The organism is Rhodoblastus sp. (genome assembly GCF_052145335.1).
GTDB lineage: Bacteria > Pseudomonadota > Alphaproteobacteria > Rhizobiales > Beijerinckiaceae > Rhodoblastus.
Window position 1 is genome coordinate 1 of the sequence record NZ_JBKQOU010000276.1, and the last position, 8,294, is coordinate 8,294.

The 8,294-nt window shown below is 61.2% G+C and carries 8 protein-coding genes and 1 pseudogene; all 9 read right to left on the minus strand.

The window, feature by feature from the left end; genetic code table 11:
* Positions 1–368: MazG nucleotide pyrophosphohydrolase domain-containing protein (locus tag ACLP2E_RS17150; protein ID WP_442466620.1), on the minus strand; the 368-nt coding region annotated here is incomplete at its 3' end.
* 74 nt (positions 369–442) lie between these two features.
* Positions 443–1,135, minus strand: a complete 693-nt coding sequence (locus ACLP2E_RS17155) for a cold-shock protein (RefSeq protein WP_442466621.1) — start codon at positions 1,133–1,135, stop codon at positions 443–445.
* A gap of 987 nt (positions 1,136–2,122) precedes the next feature.
* On the minus strand, positions 2,123–2,314 hold the full coding sequence (locus tag ACLP2E_RS17160) for a hypothetical protein (RefSeq protein WP_442464166.1): 192 nt from the start codon (positions 2,312–2,314) through the stop codon (positions 2,123–2,125).
* Between the two features lie 144 nt (positions 2,315–2,458).
* Entirely contained in the window at positions 2,459–3,493 is a 1,035-nt protein-coding gene (locus ACLP2E_RS17165) for an MBL fold metallo-hydrolase (RefSeq protein ID WP_442466622.1), read from the minus strand.
* 107 nt (positions 3,494–3,600) lie between these two features.
* Entirely contained in the window at positions 3,601–4,263 is a 663-nt protein-coding gene (locus tag ACLP2E_RS17170; RefSeq protein ID WP_442464164.1) for a peroxiredoxin, read from the minus strand.
* A gap of 160 nt (positions 4,264–4,423) precedes the next feature.
* Positions 4,424–4,558 (minus strand): hypothetical protein, encoded by a 135-nt coding sequence (locus tag ACLP2E_RS17175; RefSeq protein WP_442464163.1) that lies wholly within the window; start codon positions 4,556–4,558, stop codon positions 4,424–4,426.
* Between the two features lie 13 nt (positions 4,559–4,571).
* Positions 4,572–6,164, minus strand: a complete 1,593-nt coding sequence (gene guaA / locus ACLP2E_RS17180; protein WP_442466623.1) for a glutamine-hydrolyzing GMP synthase — start codon at positions 6,162–6,164, stop codon at positions 4,572–4,574.
* Between the two features lie 397 nt (positions 6,165–6,561).
* Positions 6,562–7,710: a tRNA guanosine(34) transglycosylase Tgt gene (gene tgt, locus ACLP2E_RS17185; RefSeq protein WP_442466624.1), complete on the minus strand. Its 1,149-nt coding sequence runs from the start codon at positions 7,708–7,710 to the stop codon at positions 6,562–6,564.
* 107 nt (positions 7,711–7,817) lie between these two features.
* Positions 7,818–8,294 (minus strand): annotated as a pseudogene (locus ACLP2E_RS17190) (DNA polymerase III subunit delta'); the annotation flags it as partial.

Here is an 8,294-nt window from a genome sequence, read left to right on the forward strand (position 1 = left end):
GCCTTGATTTCCGCCCAGACGCCTTCCACTCCTTCCGGCGTGCGCTGTTCCGGCACGCCGAACACATGGGGATGGCGGCGGATCATCTTGCTGGTGACGGCTTCGACCACGCCGCCGAAATCGAACAGGTCGCGTTCTTCCGCCATGCGGGCTTGAAAGACCACTTGCAGCAGCAGGTCGCCCAATTCGTCGCGGAGGTCGACGAAATCCTCGCGCTCGATCGCGTCCACCACTTCGCAGGCTTCCTCGATCGCATAGGGCGCGATGCTTTTGAAATCCTGGACCAGATCCCAGGCGCAGCCGGTGTTTGGCGTGCGCAAAGCGGCCATGATGGCCAGCAGGCGGGAAATTTCGCGCGAAGGCTGCATATTCGTGTCCATCCCAAAAGAAAAGAGCAGGGCGCTTCCGCCCTGCTCCGAATCAATTCACGGCAGCCAAAAGCTCAGGCGAGCGAAATGGCGACAGCTTCGCGACCCTTCTGGGTGTCGACGACCTTCATCATCACCGGCTGGCCTTCGGCCAGTTGGGAAATGCCTGCCGCGCCGAGGATCGAGATATGGACGAAAACGTCCTTGCCGCCATCGTTGGCCTGGACGAAGCCAAAGCCCTTGGCGCCGTCGAACCACTTCACCGCGCCTTCGATATCGACGGCGGAGGAAAGGTCTGGAGCGCGGCGCGCCGGCGGACGCGGCGAGTCGAAGGAGCGCTGCGGCGCCCGTTCGGCGGCGCCGGCGGTATCGACTTCCAGCACTCGGGTGACCTGCTGGCCCTTGACGCCATTGGCGACCTGAACCTTCATCTTGGCGCCGGGCGGCACGGATTCAAAGCCGGCAGATTGCAATGCGCCAATATGCAGGAAAGCGTCGCCGCTGCCGTTGGCCAGCTCGACGAAGCCGAAGCCCTTGTCGCCCTTGAACCATTTCACGACGGCGTCGACTGTCGCGCCGCCGCCAGCGGGAGCGGAAGATGGAGAGGCGGAAAAACCGCCTTCGCCGCCGCCAAAGCCTCCGCCCATGGGCGGACTGCCGAACGGCGCGCGGGGCTGGCGAAACTGGCGCGGGGCGTCATACGGTGAGGGCGCATCATCATCAAATCCGCGCTTCCTGGGTCCTCGAAAATCTCTACCTTTGCTCATGTCCGCCTATTAATCTCCGACTCATTTCATTCAGGACGCCCGGATCGAAAAACGATCAAGCGTCGCCATGCTCCCGCGCCAACCGTCTTTGGTCGAGCGGAAACGCTAGCCGATGGTGTGTGATTTTTTTATTCCAAAGCCCGCGCAATAGTCTTTTAGCAGCAAATGGGCGGATCTGCTAGATTGTTTGCGGCGGAAAAATGCGCGCAGACTAACGAAAATGCAGGCTTTTGCCGTGAAAAGCCGTTTCGTCACAGCCAATCGCCCTTGATCGCAGCAGGGTTCACAATTGCGTGAAACGGGCTTGGGGTTGGGCTTGTCGCTGAGGCCCTCGTTTTCACAAAAGCGCCGTCCCGCCGCATGGTGGAGGCTGACGCTTTAAGAAGACCGCTGCGGGGACTTAATCCGTTGTGGGGGAGCAGCTTCCTCAATCGCAGATTCGCATAATCTATATTATGGAACTTAAAATCGTGCTGAAATGCGGATGACGCTGAGAGAGTTCCTCCCATAACCGCCAAGGCGCCAAAATCTTGGTCGTGAACACATTTGTCATGGAAAAGGATCACGCCGCGTTCGGAAAAATTCGGGACCCAAGTCTCGAAATCATGCTTGATCGCTCCATACGTGCGCAGTCCATCTAAACGCAGGATTCCACTGACCGGTTGTTGAATGGTTCAAGCGTCTCATCAAACAGGCTTCGCATCATCACGCCAAAAGAGGCAAAATTATTCTGCACGAACGCCTGCAGATTCAGCCAACCATCGTCGACGTAACATCCGGCGTGCTCAGGCGTCCGCAAACTTCGACATAAATCCGATTTACGTCAGATGCTTCCACGAAATGCCCAGTCCATGAATTTAGCCGTTTTGTTTGAACGCAATCGACAAGCACAGCCCTCGATGTTCCGCGTTTACGGAGAAGGCGAGAAAGCCCCTGCCCTGAACCAGTCCTTGCGGAGGCCCGCAAGGACTGGGGTTGGCACAGATGTTATTTCTTGAATTTCCGCGTCATCATGTCGATGGCGGTCACGGCTTCCGAGGTGTTGAGCCAGTTTTCGGCGCGTTCCTCGCTCTTGAAATCCTTGCCGAGAAAAACCGGCTCGTCATGATCCGGCAGATGCAGGAAACATCCCCATTTGCCGTCGCCCTTCTCATCGACTGTCACCTTGCTCTCCGCCATGCATTGCCCTCCGAATGGGATTGTCCGACGCAGCATCTATGTCCGCTTTCGGCGGAGCAAAGCTGCGCCGGGCGAAAAGCAAGCGGCGCGCCAAATTAGATGAAACGTCCACCGAGCTTTCGCTGATCGCCCTGCTATTGGGGCTCAGGCCAGCGCGCCGCCTTCGCGTTTCCACGCGATGATGCCGCCCTCGATGTGGCGGGCGCCGGTGAGGCCGGCGTCCTGCGCCGCCTGTACCGCCATAGCCGAACGCTCACCGGCGGCGCAATAAAACAACAATGTCTTGCCTGGCTCCGAGCCGAGCACATGCAACACGCCGCTCGGGGAAATATTCTCCTGCAGGTCGTGATAGGACAGGTGCAGGGCGCCGGGGATTTCGCCGTGGCGCTCGCGCTCCTGTTTTTCGCGCAGATCGATCAGAGCCACGTCCGGCCGGCCGATCAGCGCCCTGGCCTGTTGCGGCGAAAAAGCCCAGCCGCGCCGGGCGATCTGCTCCTGCGCCAGACCCTGATGGACATTGGCGGGCACCGCGACATCCATCATTTTCGGATTGGGCAGGCGCAGGCTATTCATCAGTTCGACATATTCGTCGACGGATTTGACTTGCAGGCGCGGATTATAGGCGCGCTCCTCGCCGATGGTGCTGACAGTGTCGCCTTTGTAGTCATGGGCGGGAAAGACCAGCGTTTCGTCCGGCAGCTTTAAAAGACGCCCGAATAGCGATTCATATTGCATTCGGGGATCGCCGTTCTGGAAATCGGTCCGACCTGTCCCCCGGATGAGCAAGGTGTCGCCGGTGAAGACGCGGTCGCCAAGCAGGAAACTATACGAATCATCGGTGTGTCCCGGTGTGTAGATCACATCGAGGCCGATTCCCTCGATCTCCAGCAGATCGCCGTCGGTCACGCGGATCGACACGACGTCGACCTTGCTTTGCTCGCCCATCACCGTGATGCAATGGGTGCGATCCCGCAGCGCGCCGAGGCCGGTGATGTGATCGGCGTGAAGATGGGTGTCCACTGCCTTGACCAGATGGACGTCGAGTTCCTTCATCAATTGCAGGTAGCGATCGACCTTCTCCAACACCGGATCGATGATCAGGGCCTCGCCGCCGCGCCGGCTGGCCAGCAGGTAGGAGTAAGTCGACGAGACCGGCTCGAACAGCTGCCGAAAGATCATGGCTCTCGCGCCCCACGCGCAAATTGAGGATCATGCGCCATGCCCCGGCGCAAACGCCGGAGCAAATAGGTTCACTTGAGTCCTAAACGGACGAAAGCTTTTTCCGTTCAACCGTTGGGCTGGGCGACCACGCGCAGATAGGGCTTCACGGTCTTCCACCCGTCGGGATATTTCACTTTCGCGGCTTCGTCGGAAACCGACGGCGGGATGATGACATCTTCGCCCGGCTTCCAGTTGACCGGCGTGGCGACGACATGTTTGGCGGTCAGCTGGACGGAATCGAGCAGGCGCAGCACTTCATCGAAATTGCGGCCGGTGGTCATCGGATAGGTGAGCGAAGCCTTGATCTTCTTGTCCGGGCCAATGAGGAAGACCGAACGCACGGTGGCGTTGTCGGCGGCGGTGCGGCCGCCGGCTTCGCCATGGGCTTCTTCCGGCAGCATGTCATAGAGCTTGGCGACCTTGAGGTCCGTGTCGCCGATCATCGGATAGGTGACGGCGTGGCCCTGGGTCTCCTCGATATCCTTGGCCCAGCGCTCGTGATTGTCGACCGGATCGACGCTCAGGCCGATGATCTTGGTGTTGCGCTTTTCGAACTCCGGCAGCAGGCCGGCCATATAGCCGAGTTCGGTGGTGCAGACCGGGGTGAAATCCTTGGGATGGCTGAACAGGATGACCCAGCTGGAGCCGATCCAGTCGTGAAAGTTGATCGGGCCCTGGGTGGTCTGCGCGGTGAAATTCGGAGCTTCGGAGTTGATTCTGAGCGACATCGCGATTTCCCTCCTCCCAAGTCGCAGCGCAGCCGGCGCCCCCACGCTGGACGAGTAAATCTATCCTTCAGGTTGCACGCCGGAACGAGAAACTTACCATGAATCGGGGCTGCTTTCATGCGCGGTCAGAACAGCTGATCCGATACTTTCCGTCAGCGCCTCAAAGCCGCAACCAGCTTGCCGATCCGGCGTTGTCGCACTTCTGTGCTTCGGGGCCCAGGGCCTGCATGACTTCGGCGGGGACTTCGACAGCAGTGGCGTTTCCAGAGGGAATGACCGTAACTTGAAACTTCAAATCGCGATCTCCCTCATTCCCACTCGATCGTCCCCGGCGGCTTGGACGTCACGTCATAGACCACGCGGTTGACGCCCTTGACCTCGTTGATGATGCGGGTCGCGGCGCGGCCGAGGAAGGCCATGTCGTAGGGATAAAAATCCGCCGTCATGCCGTCCACCGAGGTCACGGCGCGCAAGGCGCAGACGTGGTCGTAGGTGCGCCCATCACCCATCACGCCGACGGTGCGCACCGGCAGCAGCACGGCGAAAGCCTGCCAGATCTTGTCATAAAGCCCGGCCTTGCGTATTTCGTCGAGATAGACCGCGTCGGCCTTGCGCAGGATTTCGAGCTTTTCGCGGGTGATGCCGCCGGGGCAGCGGATAGCGAGGCCGGGACCGGGGAAAGGATGGCGGCCGACAAAAGCTTCCGGCAAGCCGAGTTCGCGTCCCAGCACCCGCACTTCGTCCTTGAACAATTCGCGCAAAGGCTCGACCAGTTTCATGTTCATGCGCGCGGGCAGGCCGCCGACATTATGGTGGCTCTTGATCGTCACCGAGGGGCCGCCGGTGAAGGAGACGCTTTCGATCACGTCGGGATATAGCGTGCCCTGGGCGAGAAATTCCGGCGCCCCGCGCCCGTCGGCGGCGATTTTTTTCGCTTCCGCCTCAAAGGTCTCGATGAACAGCCGGCCGATGGTCTTGCGCTTGGTTTCCGGGTCCGCCTCGCCCTCCAACGCCGAAATGAACAGGTCTTCCGCTTGCACATGGACCAGCGGGATATTGTAATGGTCGCGGAACAGGGTGACGACTTCTCCCGCTTCGCCCTGTCGCAGCAGGCCGTGATCGACGAAGACGCAGGTGAGGTTTTCGCCGATGGCCTCGTGGATCAGCACGGCGGCGACAGCCGAGTCGACGCCGCCGGAGAGGCCGCAGAGAACCCGCCCCTGCCCGACCCGTTCGCGGATGGCCTTGACGGCTTCGCCGCGAAAGGCCGCCATGGTCCAGTCGGACTTCAGTCCGGCGACCTTGTGGACGAAATTGGCGAGGAGCCTGGCGCCGTCCGGCGTATGCGCCACTTCGGGGTGAAACTGGGTGGTGAATATCCGGCGCTTTTCGTCCGAGGCGACGGCGAAGGGGGCGTTTTCGCTGCGCGCCTTGACGGTGAAACCTTCCGGCAGATTTGTGACGCGGTCGCCGTGGCTCATCCACACCTGATAGGAGCCGCCAATGCTCCAGACGCCGTCGAACAGCGCCGAGTCTTCGATGATTTCCACATTGGCGCGGCCGAATTCCGCGTGATGACCGCCTTCCACCGCGCCGCCAAGCTGCTCGGCTATGGTCTGCTGGCCATAGCAGATGGCGAGGATCGGCACGCCGGCGTCGAAGATTTTTTGCGGCGCGCGAGGAGAATTGGGCTCCGTCACCGAGGCGGGGCCGCCAGAGAGTATCACGGCCTTGGGCTGGATCTGGTCGAAGGCTTTTTCGGCAGACTGGAAAGGCGCGATTTCGCAATAGACCCCCGCCTCGCGCACCCGCCGCGCGATCAACTGCGTCACTTGCGAGCCAAAATCGACGATCAATACCTTGTCGTGATGCTGGCGGATTTCTTCGTGCAAATCTTTCATGGCGGCCTGTCCTGTCGAAGCGCTTCGATAAGGTATGTGCCGGGGCGAGGCAAGGCGATGCGGTCGCGGACCCCAAGAAGGAGCGGGATGGCGCGAGTTTGAGTGCGCGGAGATTAGATCCCTTGCGGCCGACCACTTACGTAGTTTTTTTTCTCACGTTCCCTCCAAAGGCTTGATGACAACCCCAAATCCTTCGATTAACGTACCGCCGCTATCCCAAGGGATAGTCGCAGCCGGAAAATCGGCGCGTGCTTGCAGTCCAAGTCGCGGGAGGACGTTTTTCGTATCGAATTGCCGGGAGGCGCTGGGGAGTGGACCGTATTCGGCTTCTTCGATGCGAGATGGGACAAGGCGAGGCAGAGCGGAAAGATCAAAAGGTCTTTCCGCTCTTTCAATTTCAGGAACCCAGCGGCTCCCCGCCCCTGCCCCAGTCTTCCTTGGTCCGGCGGCGGAAATCGGCGAAGTTTCTTTCCGCGATCGCGCCGCGCATGCCGGCCATCAGTTCCTGATAATAGGCCAGATTGACCCAGGTCAGCAGCATCATCCCCAATATTTCCTCGCAGCGCATCAGGTGATGCAGATAGGCGCGCGAATAATCGCGCGCCGCCGGGCATGAGGATTTTTCGTCGAGGGGGCGCGGATCGTCGGCATGGCGGGCGTTGCGCAGATTGATCTTGCCGAAGCGCGTATAGGCGAGGCCGTGCCGTCCGGCGCGCGTTGGCATGACGCAATCGAACATGTCGATGCCGCGAGCCACCGATTCGATCAGGTCGTCGGGCGAACCGACGCCCATAAGGTAATGCGGCTTGTCCTCGGGCAGATGCGGCATGACCGTTTCGATCATCGCCAGCATGATCGCCTGCGGCTCGCCGACCGCCAGCCCGCCGACCGCCATGCCGTGAAAATCCATGTCCGCCAGCGCCTTGGCGCTCTCGATGCGCAGCGTCGGCTCGGCCCCGCCCTGCACGATGCCGAAACAGGCGTGGCCGGGCTGGGTCCCGAAGGCGTTGCGCGAGCGTTCGGCCCAGCGCAGCGACAGGCGCATGGCGCGTTCCGCCTCCTCGGTCGAACAAGGCAGTTTCACGCATTCGTCGAACTGCATCTGGATATCGGAGCCGAGCAGGCGCTGAATCTCCATCGACAGTTCCGGCGTCAGCACGTGTTTCGAACCGTCGATGTGCGACTGGAAGGTCACGCCGTTCTCGTCGAGCTTGCGCAGTTTCGCCAGCGACATCACCTGGAAGCCGCCGCTGTCGGTGAGGATGGGATAAGGCCAGTTCATGAACCTGTGCAGGCCGCCGAGCGAAGCGACGCGCTCCGCGCCGGGGCGCAGCATCAGGTGATAGGTATTGCCCAGCACCACGTCGGCGCCGAGTTCGCGCACCTGCTCGGGATACATCGCCTTGACTGTGGCGGCGGTGCCGACCGGCATGAAGGCCGGCGTGCGAATTTTGCCGCGTGGGGTGAAAATCTCGCCGAGACGGGCGCCGCCGTCGCAGGCGAGGAGCCGGTACTGGAAAGTTTCGATCAGGGGAGCTTCGTTCAAAACAACCTCATTTTATTTTTCTCGCCGACCGCGAGGTCGCGGTCGGCGAACTCCTCGCATCAGCTCGGCGTCGCATTCGCTCCCAACCTGATCTCACAGGTTTTCACCTATGAGATCAGGTGCGGGTTCAGGGCGGCGCGGGCGGCGCTTTCCGCTGCCGTCAATTGCGAAAAGACGATGAGCACGAAGGCCCTTTTGTCGAGATTGAATATTTCGAGATCGCGCGCCTCGCGCTCCAGATGCTCCCAGGCCATGGCGTAAGGCGCGAGGGCGCGCGGCCCCCGGCCCTCATCGCGGCGCAGGGCGGCGGCGAGCCAGGCGAAGACGGCTTGCAGAAAGGCGTCATATTCGGTCTCACGCCCGCGCCCGACCACGCGGTCGGCGATCCGATGGACATTGCGCCAATCGACCGCCGGCAATTGCGACAAGGCGCGCTCCACCAAAGCGTCGAATTCGGAGTCGGCGCTGGACATCAGCCGCAAGGCTTCCCGCACCGAGCCTGCCGCCCTGGCGCAAGCGCGGGAAAAGTCGGCTGCATCGACCTTTTCCCCGGCCGCTTCGAGCGCGCTTCGGGCGGCGGCGGC